Annotated in this window: 22 protein-coding genes; 15 read left to right on the top strand and 7 right to left on the bottom strand. The window is 66.4% G+C overall.

Going from position 1 to position 24,189, the window contains the following annotated elements; translation table 11 throughout:
• Positions 1-23: 23 nt before the first annotated feature.
• The 6 genes from QUG01_RS06000 to QUG01_RS05975 all read right to left on the bottom strand — a co-directional run bounded on the left by QUG01_RS06000 (position 24) and on the right by QUG01_RS05975 (position 7,005).
• The gene (locus QUG01_RS06000; RefSeq protein WP_052246679.1) at positions 24-524 is read right to left on the bottom strand and encodes a metal-dependent hydrolase; all 501 of its coding nucleotides are present in this window, start codon (positions 522-524) and stop codon (positions 24-26) included.
• Between the two features lie 318 nt (positions 525-842).
• Positions 843-2,477, bottom strand: a complete 1,635-nt coding sequence (locus tag QUG01_RS05995; RefSeq protein ID WP_500829335.1) for a methyl-accepting chemotaxis protein — start codon at positions 2,475-2,477, stop codon at positions 843-845.
• A gap of 196 nt (positions 2,478-2,673) precedes the next feature.
• Positions 2,674-3,261, bottom strand: a complete 588-nt coding sequence (locus QUG01_RS05990) for a HupE/UreJ family protein (RefSeq protein ID WP_500829334.1) — start codon at positions 3,259-3,261, stop codon at positions 2,674-2,676.
• A 36-nt stretch (positions 3,262-3,297) separates the two neighbouring features.
• Positions 3,298-4,284 carry a GTP 3',8-cyclase MoaA gene (gene moaA / locus QUG01_RS05985; RefSeq protein WP_500829333.1) on the bottom strand — a complete coding sequence of 329 codons (987 nt, stop codon included), beginning with the start codon at positions 4,282-4,284 and terminating at the stop codon, positions 3,298-3,300.
• A 4-nt stretch (positions 4,285-4,288) separates the two neighbouring features.
• Entirely contained in the window at positions 4,289-6,436 is a 2,148-nt protein-coding gene (gene fdhF / locus QUG01_RS05980) for a formate dehydrogenase subunit alpha (RefSeq protein ID WP_500829332.1), read from the bottom strand.
• Positions 6,437-6,468: 32 nt separating this feature from the next.
• Complete coding sequence (locus QUG01_RS05975) at positions 6,469-7,005, bottom strand: 4Fe-4S dicluster domain-containing protein (protein WP_500829331.1); 537 nt, start codon at positions 7,003-7,005, stop codon at positions 6,469-6,471.
• 287 nt (positions 7,006-7,292) lie between these two features.
• On the opposite strand from QUG01_RS05975, the gene QUG01_RS05970 reads away from it, so the two are divergent.
• From QUG01_RS05970 to hypE, 6 genes are read left to right on the top strand one after another with little or no spacing between them, the layout of a single operon-like run.
• Entirely contained in the window at positions 7,293-7,634 is a 342-nt protein-coding gene (locus QUG01_RS05970) for a hydrogenase maturation nickel metallochaperone HypA (RefSeq protein WP_500829330.1), read from the top strand.
• A 12-nt stretch (positions 7,635-7,646) separates the two neighbouring features.
• Positions 7,647-8,462, top strand: a complete 816-nt coding sequence (hypB, locus tag QUG01_RS05965; RefSeq protein WP_500829329.1) for a hydrogenase nickel incorporation protein HypB — start codon at positions 7,647-7,649, stop codon at positions 8,460-8,462.
• Between the two features lie 2 nt (positions 8,463-8,464).
• Positions 8,465-10,759 (top strand): carbamoyltransferase HypF, encoded by a 2,295-nt coding sequence (gene hypF / locus QUG01_RS05960; protein ID WP_500829328.1) that lies wholly within the window; start codon positions 8,465-8,467, stop codon positions 10,757-10,759.
• Positions 10,760-10,768: 9 nt separating this feature from the next.
• Positions 10,769-11,011: a HypC/HybG/HupF family hydrogenase formation chaperone gene (locus tag QUG01_RS05955; protein WP_103320464.1), complete on the top strand. Its 243-nt coding sequence runs from the start codon at positions 10,769-10,771 to the stop codon at positions 11,009-11,011.
• Between the two features lie 9 nt (positions 11,012-11,020).
• The gene (gene hypD / locus QUG01_RS05950) at positions 11,021-12,160 is read left to right on the top strand and encodes a hydrogenase formation protein HypD (RefSeq protein ID WP_500829327.1); all 1,140 of its coding nucleotides are present in this window, start codon (positions 11,021-11,023) and stop codon (positions 12,158-12,160) included.
• The gene (gene hypE, locus QUG01_RS05945) at positions 12,157-13,188 is read left to right on the top strand and encodes a hydrogenase expression/formation protein HypE (protein WP_500829326.1); all 1,032 of its coding nucleotides are present in this window, start codon (positions 12,157-12,159) and stop codon (positions 13,186-13,188) included. The genes hypD and hypE overlap by 4 nt, the downstream gene beginning before the upstream one ends.
• A 69-nt stretch (positions 13,189-13,257) precedes the next feature.
• Here the strand turns inward: hypE and QUG01_RS05940 are convergent, their stop codons facing one another.
• A complete protein-coding gene (locus tag QUG01_RS05940; protein WP_500829325.1) occupies positions 13,258-13,797 on the bottom strand; it encodes an REP-associated tyrosine transposase in 540 nt (179 codons plus the stop codon).
• A 129-nt stretch (positions 13,798-13,926) separates the two neighbouring features.
• Between QUG01_RS05940 and QUG01_RS05935 the strand changes: the two genes are divergently transcribed.
• From QUG01_RS05935 to QUG01_RS05895, 9 genes are all read left to right on the top strand, one after another.
• Positions 13,927-14,412 carry a DUF6650 family protein gene (locus tag QUG01_RS05935; protein ID WP_500829324.1) on the top strand — a complete coding sequence of 162 codons (486 nt, stop codon included), beginning with the start codon at positions 13,927-13,929 and terminating at the stop codon, positions 14,410-14,412.
• Between the two features lie 301 nt (positions 14,413-14,713).
• On the top strand, positions 14,714-15,280 hold the full coding sequence (locus tag QUG01_RS05930; protein WP_500829323.1) for a 4Fe-4S dicluster domain-containing protein: 567 nt from the start codon (positions 14,714-14,716) through the stop codon (positions 15,278-15,280).
• Entirely contained in the window at positions 15,277-17,298 is a 2,022-nt protein-coding gene (hyfB, locus tag QUG01_RS05925) for a hydrogenase 4 subunit B (protein ID WP_500829322.1), read from the top strand. The genes QUG01_RS05930 and hyfB overlap by 4 nt, the downstream gene beginning before the upstream one ends.
• A gap of 10 nt (positions 17,299-17,308) precedes the next feature.
• Positions 17,309-18,247 carry a respiratory chain complex I subunit 1 family protein gene (locus tag QUG01_RS05920; protein ID WP_500829321.1) on the top strand — a complete coding sequence of 313 codons (939 nt, stop codon included), beginning with the start codon at positions 17,309-17,311 and terminating at the stop codon, positions 18,245-18,247.
• 9 nt (positions 18,248-18,256) lie between these two features.
• Positions 18,257-19,696, top strand: a complete 1,440-nt coding sequence (locus QUG01_RS05915; RefSeq protein ID WP_500829320.1) for a hydrogenase 4 subunit D — start codon at positions 18,257-18,259, stop codon at positions 19,694-19,696.
• A 10-nt stretch (positions 19,697-19,706) separates the two neighbouring features.
• Positions 19,707-20,357: a hydrogenase 4 membrane subunit gene (gene hyfE, locus QUG01_RS05910; protein WP_500829319.1), complete on the top strand. Its 651-nt coding sequence runs from the start codon at positions 19,707-19,709 to the stop codon at positions 20,355-20,357.
• 4 nt (positions 20,358-20,361) lie between these two features.
• Positions 20,362-21,897, top strand: a complete 1,536-nt coding sequence (locus tag QUG01_RS05905) for a hydrogenase 4 subunit F (RefSeq protein ID WP_500829318.1) — start codon at positions 20,362-20,364, stop codon at positions 21,895-21,897.
• Positions 21,898-21,913: 16 nt separating this feature from the next.
• The gene (locus QUG01_RS05900; RefSeq protein WP_500829317.1) at positions 21,914-23,620 is read left to right on the top strand and encodes a hydrogenase large subunit; all 1,707 of its coding nucleotides are present in this window, start codon (positions 21,914-21,916) and stop codon (positions 23,618-23,620) included.
• A 9-nt stretch (positions 23,621-23,629) separates the two neighbouring features.
• Positions 23,630-24,169, top strand: coding sequence for a formate hydrogenlyase complex iron-sulfur subunit (locus tag QUG01_RS05895; RefSeq protein ID WP_500829316.1), 540 nt, complete (start codon positions 23,630-23,632; stop codon positions 24,167-24,169).
• Positions 24,170-24,189 lie beyond the last annotated feature (20 nt).

Below are 24,189 nucleotides of genomic sequence, written 5' to 3'. Positions count from 1 at the left end.
GCCATCTGCGCAAACGCAACAACTCAGAAAGTTTTGCTCATCAGAAAGCCGGCGCCGAACCACAGGCCAACCGTCATCAGCGGTTCGGCCATCTTGGGGCCCAGCAACATCAGCGGCGCGCGGAAACGCACCCGCACCGGCCACAATAGCGGAATGCCCGCCGGGGTCAGCCAGTCGCCTACCAGATGCGAGGCGTAGCCGACGCACAGGCCCAGCACCAAAGGCATGGCGTGACCCAGTCGGACACCCCACTCGTGCAGGCAGGCGGCGCTGGCGTAGAACACGCCCACCACGGCCAGCAGACTGTGGGTGATGCCGCGATGGCCAAACAGATAGGCCACCGGGCGGGAGAGGAAGGGAATGCGCCGGCCCAGCCAGCTCTTGGGATGGTCGATATCCGGCAGCAGCGAGCCGGCCAGGCCGCCGGCCAGCAGCAATGCCGCCATCAGCGGCGGCGCATGCAAGACCAGCGCGGCGGCCACCGCGCAGAACGCGCCAAACGCGACATGCGTGGCCACCATCATGCGGCTACCCTGCCGCTTTCTCTCATTGCCATTTCCATACTGCCCCTGCGGCATGTTGACATCCCTTGCTACCGACCGCACATGCCGCCATCGCATCACCTGGCCCATCGCCTTGCGCGACGAGCGGGCGCCATGCTACTGCCGTCCGGCTGCAGATGCAAAAAAACTTGCCGAATAGTCTTCTCAAAGCCCGCATCCTATGCAAATGGCGTCGATAGCAGCAGCTGACGAGCGTCACATCGGCTTTGCGAAAACAAAAGCCGGCTGGCTCGCGCCATCCGGCTTCATCACACTGCCCCGCCAGGAAATTCCGCTGCGCTACACCTGGAATTGCGCAACAGACGAACGCAGGCTGCCCGTCACCTCCTCGATGCGCTGTATGCTTTCCGAGGCCTGGGTGGCGGCCACGGCGTTGCCGGACGCCACCTGGGCGATCTTCTCCACGTGCCGCGCGATGTCCTGGCTGGCCGTGCCCTGCTCCTGCAGCGCGTGCGAGATGTCGTTGACCACCTGCACCACCTGGCTGGCGCTGCCGTGTATGCGCTGGATCAGCTCGCCGCCCTGCTCCGCCAGTTCCAAACCGGTGCGGACCCGCGCCACCGTCTCGCTCATATTCTGCCGCGACAGGTCGGAACTGGCCTGAATTTCGCTGATCATCTCCGCGGTTTGCTCCGTAGCCTTGGCCGTGCGCTCGGACAGCTTGCGCACCTCATCCGCCACCACGGCGAAGCCGCGGCCGGTCTCGCCGGCCCGCGCCGCCTCGATGGCGGCGTTCAGGGCCAGCAGATTGGTCTGGTCGGCGATGTCCTTGATCACTTGCATGATGCTGGAAATGGTGGACGTCTTGCTCGCCAGCTCGGCGATGGCGGCTTCCGTCATGTCTACCGTCTCGCTGATGCCCTGCATCTCCGCCACGGCCTTGGCGATGACCTCGCTGCCGGAGGCGGACAGCTGGCCGGAACCCTGCGACACGGTGCGCGCGTCCACCGCATGCTGGGCGATGTGGTTGATGCTGACGGTCAGCTGCTCCACCGACGCCGCCATGGCGGCCGCGCCCTCGCTCTGGCCCTGCGAGTTGTCCGCCACCATGCGGGCGCCGCCCACCACGTCGGCGTTCAGGCGGCCCAGCTCATCGGCATCGCGCATGATCTCGCCGACCAGCCGCCGCAGCTGCCCCTGCATCTCGCGGATATTCGACAGCAGACTGTCGCGGTCGCCCTCCGCCAGCGTGATCTCGCGGTCCAGCTTGCCGGCGGCGATTTCGCGCACGATGGCGGCCGCTTCGGACGGCTCTGCGCCGAGTTCGCGCATCACGCTGCGATACACCCACCAACCCAGCGACAGGCTTACTACCATAAACAGCAGCACCTGCCCGCCCACGCTCAAGAGCTGGCTCAACAGCACCGCGTTGACATCATCCAGATACAAACCGGTGCCGATGATCCAGCCCCAGCGCGGCGTGGCCTGGAAGTAAGCCATTTTCGGCTGCGGCTGGGCCACCCCGGGCTTGGCCCAAACATACTGCACATAGCCCTTGCTGCCGCCGTCCCGCACAGCCTGCTCGAACAGCGCGCCGATATCGGCCCCGGCCCCGTCCTTGACGCCGTGCATATTGCGGCCCACCAGCTTGGGATTCATGCCATGGGCCAGCCATTTCAGGTCCTTGTCCAGCGCGAAGAAATACTCGTTGCCGTCAAACCGCAGGCGCGTCAGCTCCTGCAGCGCCAGGCGCTGCGCCTCCGCCTCGGGCACCAGGCCGGCGGCCGCTTGCGCCTCATGCCGCGCCACCAGACTGTTCACGGTCTCCACCTGGCTGCGCAGCAAGTCGCGCCGATCAGACAGCATTTGCTGGCGCAACGCGTTCATCAGCAAAGCGCCCAGGATGCACACCAGCACGATGGCGCCTATGGTCTGCAGCAACAAGCGTCTTTTCAGGGAAATGGTTCTCGCCATTGCTCCGTCCGGTTTGTAAGAAAAACAGAACAATAACCCAGTCAATTATTCAATTTCAATATTTACTGCCGATTTATTGATTATTGTCATTTACCTTTTACAGACCAGGCACCGCCTCTTTCGCTTCAACCCGACAAATGAAATGCCGCCCGCCTTCATGGCGGACGGCATGATGGCATGCCTCAATGGCATCGAACTACAGCACCCCGGCCAGATACCCCGCGCCCAGCAAGGCAATGCCGCCGCCCAGCACGCGGGCGTACCAGGCGCTGCGCGCCTTGAAGAACACGCCTATGGCCATGCCGGCGATGTGCAGGATCATGGTGCCCAGCGCCATGCCGCTCAGCGCCGCCACGGCCTGAGCCGCCGGCAGCTCGCTGCCGTGGGCGATGCCATGAAACAGCGCGAACAGCCCCACTACGGCCAGCCCCCAGGGCAAGGCCAGCCGCACGCGGGCGCATACCAAAAGACCCAGCACCAGCAGGGAAGCCGCAATCATCGGCTCCACCACCGGCACGGCCGCGCCGGTAAAGCCGATCAACCCGCCCACCAGCAACAATCCGGCGAAGGCAAACGGCATCGCCCATACCTGGCGCGTGGCCAGCACGCTCCAGATGCCCACCGCCAGCATGGCGGCGAAGTGATCCAGCCCGGTGAATGGGTGGACAAATCCCATGAAAAAGGCCGTGCCGTGGTGGATGCCGGCATCGCTGCCTATGTGCGCCAGCGCCAGGCCCGGCAGCAAGGCCATCAGGGGGAGCGATATCCAGATGCGTGTTTTCATTTTCGTTTCCTCAGGTCAGTCAATTTCATTGTTTTCTCAGCCGCCGGTATGCGACATGAAGCGCAGCACCCGGCTGGGCGCAGCTGCAAAATCATGCCCCCAGGGCTTGCGCGCCACCGCCCGCCGGATGGCGGAGGACAACGCCTCGTCGCCGGCGCCGCCGCGCAACAGCTGCCGCAATTCCAGCTTATGCTCCTGGCCCAGGCATAGATAAAGCGTGCCGTCCACCGTCAGCCGCACGCGGTTGCAGGTGGCGCAGAAGTGCTGGGACAGCGGCGTGATGAAGCCCACCTGCCCGCGCCCGTCGGCGGTTTGCCAGTAGCGGGCGGGGCCGCCGCCCAGCTCAGTGGCGCAGGGCTGAAGCGCGAAACGCCGAATGAGCCGGACCCTCGCCTCATCCAAAGGCAGATAGGCTGCGGCGCGGCCGGCCTCGCCCATGGGCATCGCTTCGATCAGGCGCAGAATGAAGCCATGCTCGAAACAAAACGCCGCCATGGATTCGATCTCGCCATCGTTGACGCCGCGCAGCGCCACCATATTCAGCTTGATCGGGGCCAGCCCGGCCGCCTTGGCGGCCATCAGGCCGGCCAGCGTGGCGTCCAGGCTGTCGCGGCCGCACAGTTCGCTGACGCATTCGCGCCTGAGCGAATCCAGGCTGACATTGACCCGGTTCAGGCCTGCCGCCTTGAGACGGGTCGCGTACCGCGCCAGCTGGGTGGCGTTGGTGGACAAGGACAGATCGCTCACGACGGGCATGGCGGCCAAGTCCGCCACCAGATCGACGATGCCGGCGCGCAGCAGCGGCTCGCCGCCGGTCAGCCGCACCCGGCCCACGCCCATGGCGGCGAACAGGCTCACAACATGGCGGATTTCGGCAAAGCTCAGCCAGTCGGCGCGCTCGGCGTATGACGCGTCGCGCGCCGGCCGGCAATAGCGGCAGCGCAAATCGCAGCGGTCGGTCACCGACAGGCGCAGATAGTCGATGCGCCTGCCGTGGCTGTCGATCAACGGCTCCGGCACCATCACCCTACTCCGCCAGCGCGGCCTTGCGCAGGTCCGCCTTCAGCCGCGCGTAAACGCCGCGCGCGTGGTTTTCGGCCCAGGACTGGTCGGCGATCGGCTCCACGCGCACCGTGCAGTATTTCAGCTCCGGCGTCTTGGAGATCGGGTCCAGGTGATCCACCGTCAGCTCGTTGCAGGCGCCTATCCACCATTGGTAGGTCATGTACACTGCGCCGGCGTTGACGCGCGGATTGTGGTTGGCGCGCGTGATCACCTTGCCGCGGCGCGAGGCCACCCACACCAGCGACTGGTCGGCGATGCCGAATTTCTTGGCGTCATCCGGGTGGATCTGCACAAAGCCCGGCTCGTCGGCCAGGGTTTGCAGCGCCGCGCAGTTGCCGGTCATCGAGCGGCAGGAGTAGTGCCCCACCTCGCGCACCGTGCACAAGCCCAGCGGGTAGTCGGCATCCACTTTTTCCAGCGGCGGCCGCCACTCGGCGGCGAACAGCCTGGCCTTGCCGCTGGGGGTGTCGAACTGATAGCCCTCGTACAGCCACGGCGTGCCGGGGTGGTCTTCGCTGGGACACGGCCACTGCACATAGCCGAGGCCGGCCATCTTGTCGTAGCTGGCGCCGGCGTACAGATGGCACAGGCCGCGCAGCTCGTCCCAGATTTGCTGGGCGTTGTCGTAATGCATAGGGTAGCCCATGGCCATGGCGATCAGGCTGTAGATTTCCCAATCGTCCTTGACGTCGGCCGGCGGATCTATGGCCTTGTAGCAGCGCTGGAAGCCGCGGTCGGCGCTGGAGAACACGTTTTCATGCTCCCCCCAGGAGGTGGCGGGCAGGATCACATCGGCCGCCATCGCCGTCTTGGTCATAAAGATGTCCTGCACGATGATCAGGTCCAGCTTTTCGAAGGCGCGCCGCATCATGCCCAGGTCCGGTTCGGTTTGCAGCGGGTCTTCGCCGAAAATGTAATACGCCTTCAGCGTGCCGGCCTCGATGCGGTGCGCCGCCTCGGTAATGCCGCAGCCCTTTTCGGCCGGCAGGCTGTCCACGCCCCAGGCCTTAGCGAAACGCGCGCGCGCTTCGGCGTCGCTGACGTCGTAATAACCCGGCAGGGTGTTCGGCAGCGCGCCCATATCGCAAGCGCCCTGCACATTGTTCTGGCCGCGCACCGGGCCGACGCCGACATGCGGCCGCCCCAGGTTGCCGGTTAAGGTGGCGAGGCTGGACAAGCCCTTGACCACATCCACCGCCTGGCCCCACTGAGTCACGCCCATGCCCCACAGAATGGTGGCGCTGGGCGCGGCGGCGTACATGCGGATGGCCTGACGGATCAGCTCGGCCGGCAGGCCGGTGATCTCAGCCGCGTATTCCGGCGTGTATTTGGCCACGGCGGCCTTGTATTCCTCGAAGCCCTCGGCGTGTTCGGCGACGAAATCCGGCTTATACAGGCCCTCGCTGATCAACACATTGGCGAAGGCGTTGACCAAGGCCATATTGGAGCCGTTTTTCAGCTGCAGATGCAGGTCGGCCACGCGCGCGGTTTCGATGTAGCGCGGGTCGCAGACGATGATCTTGGCGCCCTTCTGTTTGGCCTTGAGGATGCGGCGGGCGACGATGGGGTGGGAATCGGCCGCGTTGTAGCCGAACACCAGAATGCAATCCGTATCCTCGATCTCGCAGATCGAGTTGCTCATCGCGCCGTTGCCCAGCGTGGCCATCAGGCCCGCCACCGACGGTCCGTGGCAGACGCGGGCGCAACAGTCGATGTTGTTGGTGCCGATCACCGCGCGGGCGAACTTCTGCGCGATGTAATTCGATTCATTGCCGGTGCCGCGCGATGAGCCGGTCAGCATGATGGAATCCGGGCCATGCTCGCGCTTGATCTGGCCCAATTTGTCCGCGACGAAGGCTACCGCCTCGTCCCAGCTCACGCGCTCGAACTCGCCGCCGCGCCGGCGGCGTATCATCGGATGGCGCAAGCGCGGGGTCAGCAGTTTGGTGTCGTTGAGGAAGTCCCAGCCGTAATAGCCCTTCAGGCACAGCTCGCCCTGATTGGTCACGCCGTCCGCGCCTTCCGCGCCGACGATCTTGCCGTTTTCCACCAGCAGATTGAGTTTGCAGCCCGAACCGCAGTACGGGCAAACCGAAATTACCTTTTCCATTTTCCGTGTCCTTTTTCCCGGATGGCGATGCGTCAAAGCGGCAGCGTCGGCGTATCCAGCGCGGCCTGCTGGCGGCGTTTCTGCAAAACGGCTTCCAGCGCCTGCGGCTCCACCATGCGCAACGCCTTGGTGGGACAGGTGGCGATGCAGGCCGGACCGCCCGGCTTGCCCACGCACAGGTCGCACTTCAGCGCCTTGGCCTTGATCTGCCGCGTGGCAAAGCTGCCCGGCTCCGGCCGCTGCGGCACCGTCACCACCTGCATCGCGCCGTAGGGACAGGCCACCATGCAGGTCTTGCAACCCACGCAGCGTTCCTGCAGCACCTGCACGCTGTTGCCCGCGTAAACAATCGCCCCGCTGGGACAGGCATTCAGACAGGGCGCGTCGTCGCACTGCCGGCACAGCACCGGCGTGCTGATGCGCGCGCTCTTGATCAGGGTCAGCCGGGGATGGAAGGTGTCCGGCGACAATGGTTCGCCGGTTTTTGGCGCATGGGCCAGGGCGCACGCCACCTCGCAGGTGCGGCAGCCGATGCAGTTTTGGGGTTCAGCGATGATGAACCGATTCATGTTCAGCCTCCTCAAGCGGCGGCAGCCGCCCGAACGTCGATTGCAAGCGTTGCGAATTCTCGCTCATGACGTTGCATAAGCCATGCCAGCCACGCGCCAAGGCTGCCTATCCCATGCAACGCCCTGTTTCTGAAAAGAATTGCTGTCCGCGCAGCCTTGCCTTCGGTGTCGAAGACAGACCGCCTCCAGCCGGCATCGTCAGAAATGACGACATCTCGACACGGCCGCGCCGCCGCGGCGACGCCACGCCGCGATGCCGCCGGACCGCCCCATTCAGGAGAAAAACCTTGCACGAACTGACACTTGCGGAACACGTGGTCCACATCGTGGAGGACGCCGCGCGCCGCGCCGGCGCCCGCCGCGTCACCCGAGTCCGGCTGGCATTGGGTTTGCTAGCTCATGTGGAGACAGACACCCTGCTCTACTGCTGCCAGCTGGCGGCGCGCGACAGCCTGGCGGCCGACGCCGACTTCCAGGCCGAGCGCAGCCCGGCCCAAGCCCATTGCGCAGATTGCGGCGCCGACGCCGAGCTTGCGGCCCTGCCCGCGCGCTGCCCGCGATGCGGCAGCGAGAATCTAAGCCTGCGCGGCGGCGAGGAGATGCGGGTGATCGATATCGGAATCAGTTAGGAGGACAGCATCATGTGCACCACTTGCGGCTGCGGCCACGGACAGGTCCGCATCAACGACAAACGCAGCCATGGCCATGGCGCGCCCAGAAACGGCTACCGGCAGGCCGGCCAGGCCCAAGGCCCGCTGGACGCCGTCCACGCGCCGGACACGCCGGCCGAGCGCATCGTCGCCATCGAACGGGACATTCTGTCCGACAACGACGCGCGCGCCGCGCGCAACCGCCGCCTGCTGGCAGCGCGCGGCATCTTCGCGCTGAATCTGGTGTCCAGCCCCGGCTCCGGCAAAACCAGCCTGCTGGTTGACACCCTGCGCCGCTGGGCGGGCCGCGCGCCGGTGGCCGTAGTGGAAGGCGACCAGCAAACGGCCAACGACGCCGAGCGCATCCGCGCCACCGGCGCGCCGGCAGTGCAGATCAACACCGGCAAGGGCTGCCACCTGGACGCCCGCATGGTGGCGGAGGCGCTGGACAGCCTGGAACAGGCGCGGGCGATGCCGGATGGCGGCCTCTTGCTGATAGAAAACGTCGGCAACCTGGTGTGCCCGGCCGCCTTCGACCTGGGCGAGGCGCATAAGGTGGCGATTCTTTCCGTGACCGAGGGCGAGGACAAACCGCTGAAATATCCGGACATGTTCCGTGCAGCGGACTTGTTGATCATCAGCAAGACCGACCTGCTGCCGCATGTCGACTTCGACATGGCCGCCGCCATCCGCATGGCGCGCCAGGTGCGCCCCGGCCTGCAGGTGATCCGGCTGTCCATCAAAACCGGCGAAGGCCGCGGGGAATGGCTGGACTGGCTGGCAGCCGGCTGCGGCAAGGGAGGCTGATCATGGCGCGGGAACAACTGACAGTCAGAGGCATCGTCCAGGGCGTGGGCTTCCGCCCCTTCGTCTACCGCCTGGCCGGCGAACTGGCGCTGTCCGGCTGGATACGCAATGACGGCGACGGCGTCACCATGGAGCTGCAGGGCGGCGACGCGGCGCTGAGCGGCTTCGCAGAAAGGCTGCTGTCGGAACGCCCGCCGCTGGCGCGCATCGACCAGTTGCTGCGCCAGCCGCTGCAGGAACAGGCGCAGCCCGATAGCTTCGCCATCCTAGCCAGCGAGTCCGGCGGCGCCCATGCGGCCATAGGCGCCGACAGCTGCACCTGCGACGCCTGCCTGGCCGAGTTGTTCGACCCCGCCAATCGGCGTTACCGCTACGCCTTCATCAACTGCACCGACTGCGGCCCGCGCTACACGCTGGTGAGCCGCCTACCCTACGACCGCGCCCAAACCAGCTTGGCCGGCTTCCCGCAATGCCCGGCCTGCCTGGACGAATACCGCGATCCGCTGCACCGCCGCTTTCATGCCGAACCGAACGCCTGCTCGATTTGCGGCCCCAGCCTCGCCCTACTGGACACGACGGGGCCGGTGGCGGGAGACGCCATCGCGGAAACGCTAAAGCGGCTGCGGCGCGGCGAGATCGTCGCCATCAAGGGGCTGGGCGGTTTCCACCTGGCCTGCGATGCCAGAAATGCCGCGGCCGTGGCCAGGCTGCGCCAGCGAAAGGCGCGTGAGGAAAAACCGCTGGCCATCATGGCGGCGAATGCCGCCTCGCTGGCCGGACTGGCTCGGATCGACGAACTGTCCGGCCGCCTGTTGCGCTCGCCGCAACGCCCCATCGTACTGCTGCCCAAAACCACCGGCTGCGATGACGCACTGCCCGGCGTGGCGCCGGACGTGGCCTGGCTGGGCGCTATGCTGCCGTACACGCCGCTGCACTATCTGCTGTTCCACGAGGCCGCCGGCCGGCCGGCGGGCATGGACTGGCTGGCGGAAGCGCAGCCGCTGCTATTGGTGATGACTAGCGCCAATCCGCATGGCGAGCCGCTGATCACCAACAACGCCGCCGCCCGCGCCCTGATGCCGCAGCTGGCCGACGCCGTGCTTGAGCATAACCGAGACATCGTCACCCGCTGCGACGACAGCGTGCTGCGCGTGGGCTGCCACGGCCACGCGCAATTCCTGCGCCGCGGCCGCGGCTACACGCCCTGCGCCATCGGCCTGTCGCGCGGCGGCCCGTCCGTACTGGCGCTGGGCGCGCACCTCAAAAACACGCTGTGCCTGACCCGCGGCAACGAGGCCTTCCTGTCCCAACACATCGGCGACCTGGACCGCGTGGCCAACTGCCGGGCGCTGGAAGCGGCGGCCGAACATCTGCAAACCCTGCTGGCCACTCGCCCAGCCTTCATCGCCCATGACCTGCATCCCGACTACTTCAGCAGCCGCCTGGCGCGGGAGCTGGCCGAGCGGCTGAACATTCCTGCGCTGGCCGTGCAGCACCATCACGCCCACATCGCCGCCATTCTGGCGGAACAGCAATGCGACGAAACCGTGCTGGGCCTGGCGCTGGACGGGGTGGGCCTGGGAGACGACGGCGGCGCCTGGGGTGGCGAGCTGCTGATGGTGGACGGCGCGCACAGCCAGCGGCTGGGCCATCTATCCACATTGGCGCTGCCGGGCGGCGACCGCGCGGCGCGCGAGCCATGGCGCATGGCCGCCGCCGCGCTTCACGGCTGGGGCGCAGACGAGGAAATCCCCGCCCGCTTCCCCAATGAGGCCGCCGCGCCGCAATTGGCCCTCTGGCTGAATCAAGGCAAGGCGCTTACCCGCACCAGCAGCCTGGGTCGCCATTTTGACGCCGCCGCCGCGCTGCTGGGCATCGCCGCCCGCACCAGCTTCGAGGCGCAGGCCGCGATGCGGCTGGAGGGGCTGGCCGAACGCCATGGCCTGCCGCCCAAACCGCCGCGGCTGCACCAAATAGACCAGGACAACCATCTCGACCTCACGCCACTGCTGCGCCAACTGGCGTCCGGCATGGCGCCAGCCGCAGGCGCGGCGCTGTTCCACGCCTGCCTGATCGAAGCGCTGGCCGACTGGGCCGCCCAGACGGCCCGCCGACTGGGCCTGCGCCGCGTGGCGTGCGGCGGCGGCTGCCTGCAAAACGCCATCCTGGCGCGCGGCCTGCACGCGGCGCTTGGGCGGCGCGGCCTGTCCATGCTGCAAGCGCGCCTGGTGCCGGCCGGCGACGGCGGCCTGGCGCTGGGCCAGGCCTGGGTGGCGCAGCGCCATTTCAACCAATAAGGAAACACCATGTGCCTGGCTATTCCCGCCCAAGTCACCGAAATCCTGGCCGACGACCAAGTCAGAGTCGCGCTGGGCGGCCTGCATAAAATCATTTCCACCTCGCTGGTGGACAACGTGAAAACCGGCGATTACCTGATCGTCCACGTCGGCTTCGCCATCGGCAAGCTCGACCCGGCCGAGGCCGAGCGCACGCTGGCGCTGCTGGCCGAAATGGGCGCGACGCCGGACAACCCGGCCGCCTACCGCTAGGAAAACAAGATGAAATACATAGAAGCGTTCCGCGACGGCACCTTGGCGCGGCGTCTGGCCGCTACCATTCAGGCAGAAACCAATCCCGCGCGGCAATACCGGCTGATGGAATTCTGCGGCGGCCACACCCACGCCATCGCCCGCTACGGCCTGCCGGACCTGCTGCCAGCCAATATCCGCCTGATTCACGGGCCCGGCTGCCCGGTATGCGTGCTGCCCACCGGCCGCATCGACAGCGCCATCGCGCTGGCGCGCGAACCGGGGCGGATCCTCTGCACCTACGCCGACACCCTGCGCGTGCCGGCCAGCGGCGGCCTGTCCCTGCTCAAGGCCCGCGCCGCCGGCGCCGACGTTCGCATGGTCTACAGCTGCGACGACGCGCTGGCCATCGCCCAGGCCCATCCCGGCCGACAAGTCGTGTTCTTCGCCATCGGCTTTGAAACCACCACGCCGCCCACCGCCGCCGCCGTCCTGCGCGCGCAGAAGCTGGGACTGGCCAATTTCAGCGTATTCTGCAACCACGTGCTCACGCCTGCCGCCATGGTGCACATCATGGAATCGCAGGGCGATCCGGACGCGGTGGCGCTGGACGGCTTCATCGGCCCGGCTCATGTCAGCACGGTGATAGGCTACGGCGCGTACGAGGGCTTCGCCGCCCAATACTGCCGGCCGGTGGTGATTTCCGGCTTCGAGCCGCTGGACGTGATGCAGTCCATCCTCATGCTGGTGCGCCAGCTGAACGCAGGCCGCGCCGAAGTGGAAAACCAGTTCAGCCGCGTGGTCAGCCGCGAGGGCAACCGCAAGGCGCAAGCGATGTGCGCACAAGTCTTCGAGCTGCGCGACGAGTACGACTGGCGCGGCCTGGGCACGGTGCCCTTGAGCGCGCTTCGCATCCGGGCCGACTACGCCGATTTCGACGCCGAGCGCCGCTTTGCCCTGCCCTACCGCCAGGTGCCGGACCACAAGGCCTGCGAGTGCGCCGCCATCCTGCGCGGCCACAAGCAACCGGCCGACTGCCGCGCCTTTGGAACCGCCTGTACGCCGGAGCGCCCGCTGGGCGCCTGCATGGTGTCGTCCGAAGGCGCTTGCGCGGCCCATTTCACCTATGGCCGCTTCCGCGCGGCCCCTCAGAACGGAGACGCGGCATGACTCGCATCGACTTCAATCATGGCCGCGTCGACCTCAGCCACGGCAGCGGCGGACATGCCATGGCCAGGCTGATCGAGCAGTTGTTCGTGGCCGAATTCGACAACGGCTACCTGGGCGCGCAGCACGATGGCGCCGCCCTGCCCATGCCGCCGGCCGGCAGCCGGCTGATCCTGGCTACCGACAGCCACGTGGTATCGCCGCTGTTCTTTCCCGGCGGCGACATCGGCAGCCTGGCGGTGCACGGCACCGTCAACGACGTGGCGATGTGCGGCGGCACTCCCTTATACCTGACCACCGGATTCATTCTGGAAGAAGGCTTCCCGCTGGCCGATCTGCGCCGCATCGTGCGTTCCATGGCCGCCGCCGCCCGCCAAGCCGGCGTAGCCATCGTCACCGGCGACACCAAAGTCGTGCAACAAGGCAAGGGCGACGGCGTATTCATCTCCACCACCGGCGTCGGCTACGCGCCCGCCGGCGTCGACATTTCGCCGCGCCGCATCCGCCCCGGCGACCAGATCCTGCTGTCCGGCCACCTGGGCGACCACGGCGTGACCATCATGTCGCTGCGAGAAAACCTGGGCTTTGAAACCGCGCTGCGATCCGACAGCGCAGCCCTGCACACCCTGGTGGCCGACATGCTGCGCGCCGCGCCGGACTTGCGCTGCCTGCGCGACCCGACGCGCGGCGGCTTGGCGGCCGTGCTGAACGAATTCGCCCAGCAAGCCGGCTGCGGCATGCGGATCCGCGAGGCCGCGCTGCCGATACGGCAAGAAGTGGCCGCCGCCTGCGAGCTCTTGGGCCTGGACCCGCTGTACGTGGCCAACGAAGGCAAGCTGGTGGCTGTGTGCGCCCCGCAAGACGCGGACGCGCTGCTGGCCGCGATGCGCGCCCACCCGCAAGGACGCGACGCGGCGATCATCGGCGAAGCCATCGCCGACGCCAATCAGTTTGTGCAGATGGAAACCGCCTTCGGCGGCAGGCGGATGGTGGACTGGATCAACGGCGAGCAACTACCGAGGATTTGTTGAGCCGGATGCCACCCGTTCGGATGGTCAATCCAGTAGGGCGGGCAGGCCAAAGGCCTTGCCCGCGCACCACTACCCCCTCATCTCAGCCATCACCCCGTCTCCCGCCCAATCGGCAGGATATCGCCCCTGAGCCACATAGCGATGGAAGGTGGAATACGCCCAATCGCCAACCCTCGCCGCCAAACCGTGCTTCACCGGGTTGAAATGCAAATAATCCAGATGCGCGGAAAAATCCGCCTCATCGCGGATGCGATGCTCCCAGAATCTATGTTGCCACACGGTTCCGTGACGTTTCTCCGCCCGGCGCGCCGAATGCCAATCCGCCCGGAAATAATGCCGGCCCACCGCACGCGTCACCCGGCTTTTGATCGCGCTCCAGCGCGTCGAAAAATCGCCATCACCTGGAGGCAAGGTCCATATCGCATGCAAATGGTCCGGCAGCAAGACCCAGCCATCTATCGCAAACGGACGCTCCCGCCGCACCGCTATCACTGCCACGCGCAAAGCCTGCCTTAGCAAAGGATCAGTCAATATCGGCTGGCGTCGCTCCGTCACCACCGTGAAGAAGTAGCATGCGCCTGCTACATGATCTCTGCGGTAATAGGGCATCGGCGGCCTCCCACAAAGCAATCAGCATGCCTGCCTCGGCGACACATAGGAAACTGGCCTAAATTCATGGCAGGCGCGGGCAAGGCCTTACAGCCTGCCCGCCCTACATAGCTCACCATGGAGTAATTCATGAAATTTCGCGAAATCATCAGCCGGATCACAGGCTTCAGCATTCCGATCTTCGGCATTCAATGGAACCCGCCTGAAGCCGAGTGTGCCGCCGCCAAACGCGTTCTGACTTTCCTCGAAGATAGGAGAGTGCTTTATATTCCATCCGAAATGGAAGTCCCTCACTACTGTGTAGAGTCGATCATCCGCATACGAGAGTTCCTGACTGATGAGCTTGGAAAGCTGCACTCGAACAATGAACTAGCACAAAACCTCCGGGCAATGCGATCCGCATGCCGGAAATTCTTGAATACCGTCCAGGCTGATGATCATATCGTTCAGTTCGGAGCCCACCATGATCACTTTGCAAGCTGGATTTTTAATGGCGCGGTTGGGGAGCTGCGCGGCACATTTGGCATACACATTGCATGCATAGCTGCATCACACGGGCTTGATATTGAAGACGATCTGGCATCCATTCTGCCAATCCCTAGCGATGATGATTAACATCACCGGGTAGGGCGGGCAGGCCAAGGGCCTTGCCCGCGCCATCGCTCCCCCCTTGTTACCTTCGCCCCTCGTCACTTCTGACGACGCTCCTTCCCCGCCGACACCGCATCGACACTGTCACCTCGCCATCCACACCCAACTAAACCACTGAAATTTCAAAGCATCTTGCTAAAAAAACAAGCTGGCACACCTCCTGCGTAAGTGAGGCTATCCCGGGCCCCGCCTGGCTTTACTTGGGGGAATCATGAACCGCTTCGTCATTGCAGAGCCCGAGCTTTGCAATGGATGCAATACCTGCATGGCCGCCTGTTCCGCGCTGCACCGCGCGGCCGGCCTGCAGGCGCATCCGCGGCTGGCCGTCACGCGCACGGCCGCCGTCACCGCGCCGGTGCTGTGCCGCCATTGCGACGACGCGCCTTGCGCGCGCGTCTGTCCGGTGGCGGCGATCTCGCTGTCCGGCCGCACCATCGATCTCAATGAAACGCTGTGCATAGGCTGCAAGCTGTGCGCCATCGCCTGTCCGTTCGGCGCCATCCAACTGGCCGGCACGGCCTGCAGCGGGGTGGCCGCCATCAGCCCGGCCTGGCAGCCGCCGCTGGCGGAAACCGAGCCGGCCGCCGCGCCGCATGACAGCAACGCCATGCTGTCGCCTCTCTTGGCCTGGGAGCCGGGCGTGAAAGCCATCGCCGTCAAGTGCGACCTGTGCCAAGGCCTGGCCGATGGCCCGGAATGCATGCGCGTCTGCCCGACTCAGGCGCTGCGGCTGGAAGACAACGATGCGCTCGCGCGCGCCGCCGACGCCCGCCGCCAGGCGGCGCTGCATGCGCTGGGCGCGGAGCTGGACCTACCGGAGGAAAGACCATGAGCCTGGCTCCCCTGCAATGGCTGTTGCTGGCCGTCTGCCTGTACGGCGCGGGCGCGCTGCTGAGCCTGCTTCTCTCTAAGCTGGAGAATCTCGCCATCGCCGCGTCGTCGCTGTTCGGCATGGCCGGCGCGGCCTGCGGGCTGGCCGCCGCCTGGCCGGCGCTGCAAAACGGTTCGGTGGAGCGCTTTGTATCTGCCGGCCCGTTTGAATTCGCCCATTTCGCGGTACGGCTGGACCCGCTGGCGGCGCTGCTGCTGCTGGCCATTTCAGCGTTGACCATGCTGACCTCGCTGTTCGGCTGGTCTTATGTTCGGGAATACCGCGGCCGCGGCGTCGGCGCGATGGGCTTCTTCGCCAATGCCTTCATCGCCTCGATGACGGCGCTGGTGGCGATGGACAATGCGTTTTACTTCTTGATCCTGTTCGAGGCGATGTCGCTGGCGTCTTACTTCCTGGTGATTTTCGAGCAGGATGAGGAAGCCGTGAACGCGGGCTTTCTGTACTTCCTGATCGCCCACGCCGGATCGGTGCTGATCCTGATCGCCTTTTTCCTCTTGTACGCGCAAAGCGGCAGCCTGGACTTTGACAGCTTCCGCGCCTTGAAGCTGGACGGACCGCTCGCCTCCGTCGTGTTCCTGCTCGCGCTGTTCGGCTTCGGCGCCAAGGCAGGCATGGTGCCGCTGCACGGTTGGCTGCCGCGCGCCCACCCGGCCGCGCCCTCGCACGCTTCGGCCCTGATATCCGGCGTGATGGTGAAGATAGGCGTGTTCGGCATCATCAAGGTGGCCGTGGACATCCTGGGCGCGCACACCGCCTGGTGGGGCCTCTTGGTGCTGGCCATAGGCGGCGTGTCCGCCGTGCTGGGCGTGCTGTACGCGCTGGCCGAGCAAGACCTGAAGCGCCTGCTGGCCTACTCCACCGTGGAGAACGTGGGCATCATCCTCTTGGGCGTGGGTGCCGGCATGCTGGGCCTGGCCGCGCATCAGCCCTTGCTGTCCGCGCTGGGTTTTGTCGCCGCCGGCTACCACCTGCTCAACCACGCCTTGTTCAAAGGCCTGCTGTGCATGGGCGCCGGCGCCATCCTCTACCGCGCCCACAGCAAGGACATGGAGCAACTGGGCGGCTTGGCCGCGCGCATGCCGTGGACGGCGCTGAGCTTTCTGGCCGGCAGCCTGGCCATCTGCGCGCTGCCGCCGTTCAACGGCTTTGTCTCCGAGTGGTTCACCTACCAGGCGCTGTTCGCCGTCAGCCAGGATGCCGGCTTCGCGCTGCGCCTGGCCGGCCCGTTAGCCATGGTGATGCTGGCCTTGACCGGCGCGCTGGCGGCCATGGCCTTCGTCAAGGCTTACAGCATGTGCTTCTCCGGCGCGCCGCGCAGCCTGCATGCGGCGGAGGCGACCGAGGCGCCGTTGCCCATGCGCGCCGCCATGCTGCTGGCCGCGCTGGCCCTGTTGTTGCTGGGCGTGGGCGCGAGCGCGGTGTCGCCGCTGATGGCCAATGTGGCTGCATCTTTGACGCACGCCGCGCCGCAATCTGTGACCGACGGCCTGTCCATCCACCCCGGCCTGCACGCCCAGACCATGGTGTCCATGCCCCTGCTGGCGCTACTGCTGATCTCGCTGCCCCTGTGCGTGCTGCTGGCGCTGTCGCTGCTGCGCGGCGCGCGGCTGGCCCGTCGCCAGCAGGGCGACGCCTGGGCCTGCGGCTATGCGCAGGAGGCGTCGATGGTGGTCGGCCCGCAGGGCCTGACTCAGCCGGTGGCGCATATGTTCGCGCCGCTGTACCGCCTGCGCGGCCAGTTGTCGCCGGCCGCCAAGCTGGACGCCGCGCTGGAGAAGACCATAGCCGGCGCGACGCGCGCCGAGCCGATATGGGATAGGACGCTGACGCTGCCCATCGCCCAATGGGTGGATAGGCTGGCGGCCCGCATCCGCTGGCTGCAGCACGGCGACTTCCGCCTGTACTGCCTGTACGTGGTGATCGCGCTGCTGGCGCTATTGCTGATCGCCGCGCGCTAGGAGGAGAACCATGTCCCCATTGCAATCGATTCCGCTGGCCGTCGCCCAGGCCGCGCTGCTGCTGGCGCTGGCGCCGCTGTTCACCGGCGTGTCGCGGATGGTACGCGCCCGCATGCACTCGCGGCGCGGCCCCGGCGTGCTGCAGGACTACCGCGACATCGCCAAACTGTTCCGCCGCCAGGATGTGGCGCCGGGCCAGGCCGGCCTCGCCTTCCGCCTGGCGCCGGCCGTGCAGCTGTCCGCCATGCTGATGCTGGCGATGGCGCTGCCCGCGCTCACCCGCCACTCGCCGGCCGGCCCGCTGGCCGACCTGATCACCTTCGTCTACCTGTTCGGCCTGGCCAGGTTTGTCTTCTCGCTGTCCGGCCTCGATTCCGGCAGCGCTTTCGCCGGCATCGGCGCCGGCCGCGAGTTGACGCTGGGCATTCTGGTGGAGCCGACGATGATGCTGGCGCTGCTGGTGGTGGCCTTGATCGAGGGCAGCACCAATCTGGGCGCCATCGCCACCGGCATGTCCGGCAGCTATCTGCAGTCGCCGGCAGCCATAGCCCTGGCGCTGGCCGCCTTCGCCTTCGCCGTGTTCATCGAGATGGGCAAGCTGCCCTTCGACCTGGCCGAGGCGGAGCAGGAGCTGCAGGAAGGCCCGCTGACCGAATACTCCGGCCCCTCGCTGGCGCTGCTCAAGCTGGGCCTGGCGCTGAAGAAGGTGGTGCTGGCGCAGTTCATGCTGGGCGTGTTTCTGCCGCTGGGCGCGGCCGACAGCCTGGAAGCCGGCGCGCTGCTGGCCGCCGCGGCCTGGCTGCCGCTCAAGCTGCTGGCGGTATTCGTCCTTGCCTCCCTCATTGAGAACAGCATGGCGCGCGGACGTTTCCTGCTGACCGCGCGCGTCACCTGGGTGGGCTTCGGCCTGGCCGCGCTGTCTTTCGTCTTTTATCTCACCGGTCTTTAAGGAGCACTCATGGAACACCTCGCTCTGGCGACCATCTTGCTGCCCTTCCTCGGCGCGGCCCTGGTATTGGCCAGCCCGCGCGAGGCCGGCCGCGTCCTGGCGCCGCTGTTCGCGCTGCTGGCGACTGTCGGCGCCATCTGGCTGGCTGTCGACTTCAAAACGGCCGGCGGCATGGCCGCGCACTACTCCTTGCTCAGCTTCAACGGCATCGAGCTATTGGGCCTGATCGTGGACCGGCTCAGCACGCTGATAGGCATGGCCGTGGTGGGGCTGGGCTTCTTGGTGGCGCTGTACTCCACCGCCTATATGACGCCGGCCAACCGCGAGCACCCGCACGCCGCCGCGCCGCGCTACTACGCCTACCTATTGGTGTTCATCGGCGCGATGGCCGGCCTGGTGCTGTCGTCCACGCTCTTGGGCCAGTTGGTGTGCTTCGAGATCACCGGCGCCTGCTCCTGGGGGCTGATCGGCTATTACCAGAAGCCCAAGGCGCTGCAATCGGCATTGAAGGCGCTGCTGATCACCCATATCGGCTCGCTGGGCCTGTATCTGGCCGCCGGCTGGCTGTTCGCCCAAAGCGGCAGCTTCAGCCTCAGCGCCATCGCCGCCCTGCCCGACTCCGCCAAGATCGTGGTGCTGCTGGGCGTGCTGTGGGCGGCCTGGGGCAAATCGGCCCAGCTGCCGCTGCATATGTGGCTACCGGACGCGATGGAAGCGCCGACCCCGGTCTCCGCCTATCTGCACGCGGCGTCCATGGTGAAGGTGGGCGTCTACATCTTCGCACGCGCGCTGGACGCCGCCGGCAGCGTGCCGCATCTGGTGGGCTGGGTGGGCGCGATCATGGCCACCGTCACCCTGCTGTACGGCTTCTGGATGTATCTGCCGCAAAAAGATATGAAGCGTTTGCTGGCCTATTCCACCATCACCCAGCTGTCTTACATCTTCCTGGCGCTGTCGCTGTCTGCCTTCGGCTCGCGGCTGGCATTCAACGGCGCCGTCGCCCACATCTTCAACCATGCCTTCGCCAAGAGCCTGTTCTTCCTGGTGGCCGGCGCGCTCAGCTACAGCTGCGGCACCCGCTTGCTGCCGTCCTTGCGCGGCCTGTTGCGCGGCGCGCCGCTATTAGGCGTGAGCTTCTGCGTGGCCGCGCTGGCGATCACCGGCGTGCCGCCGTTCAACGGCTTCTTCAGCAAATTCGCCATCTTCGCCGCCGGCTTCCAGTTATCGGCCAGCGAACCGTGGCTGCTACCGCTGATGTTGCTGGCGATGGCGGAATCGGTGGCCAGCTTCGCCTGGTTCCTGCGCTGGTTCGGCAAGACGGCGCCGGGCGAGCCGTCCCCCGTGGTGGCCGCGGCCAAGCCGCTGCCTTGGCAAATGAAAACCGTGCTGGCCGCGCTGCTGGCGATGAGCCTGGCGTCCAGCTTCATCGCTGCGGCGTGGCTGGCTTGAGGAGGCGCAGATGGATGGCATGTTGATCGTCAACAATCTGGCTGGGCTATTGATCGTCACTTCGCTATTGGTGATTTGCGCCAACCGCGTGGCGACGGCCGCCTGGTTCTATGTTTTGCAATCGCTGACCCTGGTGGGCGTGTTCCTGGCGCTGGCCATCACCCAGGGCTCGCACGAGCTGACGCTATGGGCGGCCTCGGCCTTCGTCACCAAGGTGGTGCTGGCGCCGCTGATCCTGATCAAGCTGCTGGGCCCGCTGCCGGATGCCCCCGAGCTGAAGGGCTTGCTCGGTCCGGCCTGGATGGCCGTGCTGGCGGCGCTGATCGTGCTGGTCAGCTGGTATGCGGTGGACGCCGTGCAGCTGGCGGTGGTGGCGCACCTGAAGCCGGCGCTGGCGGTCTCCTTGGGCCACTTCCTGCTGGGCCTGGCCTGCATCGTCACTTCGCGCAACATCCTCAAGCAGATTTTCGGCTACTGCCTGATGGAAAACGGCGCCCACCTGACGCTGGCCTTGATGGCCGGCAAGGCGCCGGAGGTGGTGGAGATAGGCATCGCCACCGACGCGGTGTGCGCGGTGCTGATCATGGCGCTGCTGGCGCGCCGCATTCATCGCACGCTGCAAACGCTGGACGTGCGGCAACTGACCGCTTTGAAGGGTTGAGGCCATGACTGCTACGCATTGGCTGGTTTTTCTGTTGTTGATTCCGCTCGCCGCCTCCGCCCTGTGCGCGGGCAGCCGTCTGGCCGGCGAGGCCTGCGCGTGGCTGGCGTCCACGCTGCACCTGGCCAGCGTGTCGCTGCTGCTGGCGCTGTCGCTGGCCGCCTGCGCCTGGGTGATAAGCGGCGGTCCGCTGGAGGCGCTGGAGGCGCTGGACGGCTGGCTGCGGGTGGACGCGCTGGGCGCGCTGGGCGCGCTGTTCCTGGCGCTGATAGGCGTGCTGGGTTTCGCCACCGGCTTGTACGCGGTGGGCTATATGCGCCACGAACTGCAGCACGGCGAGGTGGGGCCGGCGCGGCTGGCCGGCTTCTACGCCATCTTCCAGTTATTCCTGTTCACCATGCTGCTGGCCGTCACCGCCAACAACGTCATCATGATGTGGGTGGCGGTGGAAGCCACCACGCTGGGTTCGGCCTTCCTGATGGGCTTCTACGGCCAGCGCTCCTCGCTGGAGGCCGCCTGGAAATACATGGTGATCTGCACCGTCGGCGTGGCTTTCGGCCTGTACGGCGTGGTGCTGGTCTATTCCAACGCCGCCAGCCTGCTGGGCGACCACGGCGGCGCGGCGCAATGGACGGTGCTGATGGCCGAAGCCGGCCGGCTGGACCCGGCGCTGACGCGCATCGCCTTCGTCTTCGTGCTGATAGGCTTCGGCACCAAGGCCGGCTTCTTCCCCATGCACGCCTGGCTGCCGGACGCGCACAGCGAGGCGCCCAGCCCGGTCAGCGCGCTATTGTCCGCCGTGCTGCTCAACTGCGCGCTGCTGATCGTGATCCGCTTCCACATGCTGGCCGCGCGCGCGCTGGGGCCGGGCTTCTCGGAAACGCTGTTATTGGCTTTCGGCCTGATGTCGGTGGCGGTGGCGGCGCTGTTCATCCTGTCACAGCGCCACATCAAGCGGCTGCTGGCTTATTCCAGCGTGGAGAACATGGGTCTGATCGCCATAGCCCTGGGCCTGGGCGGCCCGCTGGGCGTGATGGCGGCGCTGTTCCACACCGTCAACCACAGCCTGGCCAAGGCGCTGCTGTTCTGTGGCTCCGGCAATGTGCTGCTCAAGTACGGCACGCCGGACATGGGCTCAGTCAAGGGCCTGCTGCGCGCCGCGCCGCTGACGGCCATGCTGTTCGGCGCCGGCGCGCTGGCGCTGGGCGGCATCCCGCCCTTCAACGTGTTCTACAGCGAGTTCCTGATCGTGGCGGCCGGTTTCAGCCAGGGCCATGTCGCGCTGACCATCGTCGTACTGCTGCTGTTGACCATCGTGCTGGCGGGGCTGGCGCGCATGCTGGCGGCGATATTGTTCGGCCCCGCGCCGGACCAGGTAGAGCCAGGCGAAGCCGGCTGGCTGACGCTGCTGCCGCTGATCCTGCTGATGCTGACCATGCTGGCGATAGGCCTGTTCATGCCCGACAGCCTGCAAACCCTGTTGCGCGAGGCCAGCCAGTTGGTGCTGGCTGCCGCCGACCATCCCTTAGCCATCCGCTGAGGCCTGGGAGAAAAAAATGAATGACGACAAACTGGGCCGCAACTATCTGGACGGCCTGAAACAACGTTTCCCGCACACGGTGTTGGAAGAGGAATGGCAAACCGCCGATCAACTGACCGTCACGGTGAAGCTCTCCAGCCTGCCCGAAGTGGTGGAATGGCTGTATTACCAGAACGAAGGCTGGTTGTCGGTGCTGTTCGGCAACGACGAGCGGCCGCTCAACGGCCATTTCGCCGTCTACTACGTGCTATCGATGGAAGGGCCGGTCAAATGCTGGGTGGTGGTGCGCGCGCTGATAGCCCCGGAGCGGCCGGAATTCCCTTCCGTCACGCCGCGCGTGCCGGCGGCGGTGTGGGGCGAGCGCGAGGTGCGCGACATGTACGGCCTGACGCCGGTCGGCATTCCCGACGATCGCCGGCTGGTGCTGCCGGACGATTGGCCGGACGATCTCTACCCGCTGCGCAAGGACGCGATGGCCTACAACCAGCGCCCCTCCCCCACCACCGACACCGAGACCTACACCTTCGTCAACGACGCCGCCGGCGTCACCCGCGACGTGCCGCTGGGGCCGCTGCACATCACCTCGGACGAGCCGGGCCACTTTAGATTGTTCGTGGATGGCGAAACCATAGTCGACGCCGACTACCGCATGTTCTACGTGCACCGCGGCATGGAGAAGCTGGCCGAAACCCGGATGGGCTACGACGAAGTCACCTTCTTGTCCGACCGCGTCTGCGGCATCTGCGGCTTTACCCACAGCGTGGCCTACGCCAGCGCGGTGGAAAACGCGCTGGGCCTGGCCGTGCCGCCGCGCGCGCAAATGATACGCAGCGTGTTCCTGGAGGTGGAGCGGCTGCACAGCCACTTGCTGAACCTGGGGCTGGCCAGCCACTTCGTCGGCTTCGACACCGGCTTCATGCAGTTCTTCCGCGTCCGCGAAAAGGCCATGACCATGGCCGAACTGTTAACCGGCGCGCGCAAGACCTACGGCATGAACCTGATAGGCGGCGTGCGCCGCGACATCCTGAAAGAAGAACGCCAACGCACGCTGAAGCTGGTGGCCGAGCTGCGCGAGGAAACCACGCGGCTGGTGGACATGCTGCTGTCCACGCCCAATCTGCGCCAGCGCACCAGCGGCGTCGGCATTCTGGACCGCAAAGTGGCGCGCGATTTCAGCCCGGTGGGCCCGCTGCTGCGCGCCAGCGGCTTTGCCCGCGACATCCGCGCAGACCACGCCTACGGCGCCTACGCCAACCTGCCTTTCGACGTGCACACCGAAGACAGCTGCGACGTGCTGGGCCGCGTGCTGATCCGCGCCCGCGAATTCTTCGACTCGCTGGCCATGATCCAGCATGCGCTGGAAAACCTGCCGGCCGGACCGGTGCTGCTGGAGGGCTTCGCCTATCAGCCGCACCAGTTCGCGCTGGGCTTCGCCGAAGCGCCGCGCGGCGAGGACATCCACTGGGCGATGACCGGCGACAACCAGAAGCTGTACCGCTGGCGCTGCCGTGCGCCCACCTACGCCAACTGGCCGCCGCTGCGCTACATGCTGCGCGGCAATACCGTGTCCGACGCGCCGCTGATCGTGGCCAGCATCGACCCCTGTTACTCCTGCACCGACCGCGTGACGCTGGTGGACGTGAAGAAGAAAAAGTCCACCACCGTGCCGTACAAGGAAATCGAACGCTACGGCCGCGAGCGCAAAGATTCGCCGCTGAAATAGGAAAACTCCATGTTCAAGCTATTCAAGATCATAGCCAAGGCGGGCGAGCCGACAACGAAATACCCGTTCGCCCCGTTTCCGGTCAGCCCCGGCTTTCGCGGCAAGCCTGAGCTGAACGCCCGCCAGTGCATCGCCTGCGCCGCCTGCACCCAGGCCTGTCCGGCCGGCGCGCTGACCATGCAGACCGACAGCCGCGCCGGACAGCGCGAATGGGCGCTGAATCTGGGCCGCTGCATTTTCTGCGGCCGCTGCGAGGAAGTTTGCCCCACGCGCGCCATCCAGCTGACCCAGGAATTCGAACTGGCCGTGGCCAGCAAGGACGACCTGATCCAGCGCGCCAGCTTCCGGCTGGAGAACTGCGCCTGCTGCGGCAAACCGTTCGCGCCGCTCAAAGAAGTCCATCACGTGATGGACCTGCTGCGCCAGAGCGGCCTCCATCTGGACGAGCATCTGCGCGGGCTGTACGCCGCCTGCCCCGAATGCAAACGCAAGCAGACCATAGAGCGCGACGCGCTGCGCCATGCCAGAGGCGAGGAGAACAGAATATGATTCCCATCCAACCGGACAGC

Source organism: Chromobacterium sp. CCUG 76385 (assembly GCF_059916625.1).
The sequence above is the reverse complement of the archived record's forward strand: the minus strand, read 5'-3'. Positions and strand labels throughout refer to the sequence as shown.